This is a genomic window from Saccharopolyspora sp. 7B (assembly GCF_020177435.1).
GTDB lineage: Bacteria > Actinomycetota > Actinomycetes > Mycobacteriales > Pseudonocardiaceae > Saccharopolyspora_C > Saccharopolyspora_C gregorii.
Window position 1 is genome coordinate 1 of record NZ_JAIUKC010000155.1, and the last position, 1,437, is coordinate 1,437.

At 72.8% G+C, this 1,437-nt stretch carries 1 protein-coding gene; it reads left to right on the plus strand.

Going from position 1 to position 1,437, the window contains the following annotated elements:
* Nucleotides 1–398: 398 nt before the first annotated feature.
* Entirely contained in the window at nucleotides 399–1,019 is a 621-nt protein-coding gene (locus LCD33_RS22360; protein WP_224960338.1) for a bifunctional 2-polyprenyl-6-hydroxyphenol methylase/3-demethylubiquinol 3-O-methyltransferase UbiG, read from the plus strand.
* Nucleotides 1,020–1,437 lie beyond the last annotated feature (418 nt).

Below are 1,437 nucleotides of genomic sequence, written 5' to 3' on the forward strand. Positions count from 1 at the left end.
CAGGCGCACGCCGCTCACTCTGCACCGTCCGGGGCGGGCTGTGGAGTCCCGCGGGAGGGAGTGAACGGACCGTTCGTCCCATCTAGTTGGTCGAACGGTCCGTTCACCCGGCTCGCTGCGGCCGGTGCGCGTGGCGCCGGTGTCACGGGACGACAACGACCCGGCACCGCTGATCACTTTTGCACTACGGCTGCACGTCGTTCCCCGGCCCGCCCTCGCGTCGAGGTGCCGCCGCCCCGGATCCAGCGCGCCGGGCAGGCGCGGACATCCGCAGTGGAACCCGTTGCGGCCCAAGGGATCCGACGTCTCGAGCGCCGAGGGCGGAGCGCGGTTCCGAGACCTCCCGGCACCTACCACGACCCGGCGAAAGCCGCAGTGCAGGTGGTTAGGGTGAGCCGGTGTCGGAGCAGTGGAGCCACAACGTGCACTACCACCCGCTCGTTCTCGACTCGGTGCCCGAAGGATGCGACGCGGCGCTCGACGTCGGGTGCGGCGACGGGACGCTGGTGCGCGCGCTGGCGTCGAGGGCGAAGCGCGCCACGGGCATCGACCGCTCCCGCACGATGATCCGCCAAGCCCGCCGCGCCAGCTACCAGTACGACAACGTGTCCTATGTGGACTCGGACTTCGTCGATTTCGCCGCGAAGGCGCGGGACGGCTCGTACGGGTTCATCAGCAGCGTCGCCGCGCTGCACCACATGGACTTCGATTCCACGCTCACCGCCATGGGCCGGATGCTCGCCCCCGGTGGGAGGCTGGTGCTCGTCGGCCTGGCCCGGCACCACACCCCGCTGGACTGGGCGAGGGACATCGCGGCGATCCCGGTGCACCGCTTCCTCGCCCGCAGGCACGGCGGGGTCACCGAGCCGCCGGAGGTCCCGGCGAAGGACCCGATCATGACCTGGGATGAGGTGCGCCAGGGCGCGCAGCGACAGCTGCCCGGCGTCCAGTACCGCAGGTTGCTGCTGTGGCGCTACGCGCTCACCTGGGACAAGCCCGTCCCGACCTTCTCCGGGTGAACGGCCCGTTCGACCAACGAGATGGGACGAACGGTCCGTTCACCCACATCGGCGGCGACAGGACCGATCGCGCACGAACCACTTCCCCGGGTGAACGGACCCTTCGACCAACGAGATGGGACAAAGGGTCCGTTCACTCGGAAATCCCTGGCCCGGTGCCGACCACTCGCACCGGAGCGAACGGACCGTTCGCCCAACCAGATCGGACGAACGGTCCGTTCACCCATCGCTGCAGCGATGGGACGGGCGGGCGTTCCGGGGCGACGGTCGGCGTAGGCGCGGGTGCGCACGTGGACGTGGGGGGGGGGCCCCGGGGGGGGGGGGGGGGGGGGGCCCCGGGGGGGGGCCCCCCCGCGGGGGGGGGGGCCCCGGGGGGGGCCCCGGGGGGGGGGGGGCCGGGGGGGGCGCGGGGGGGGGC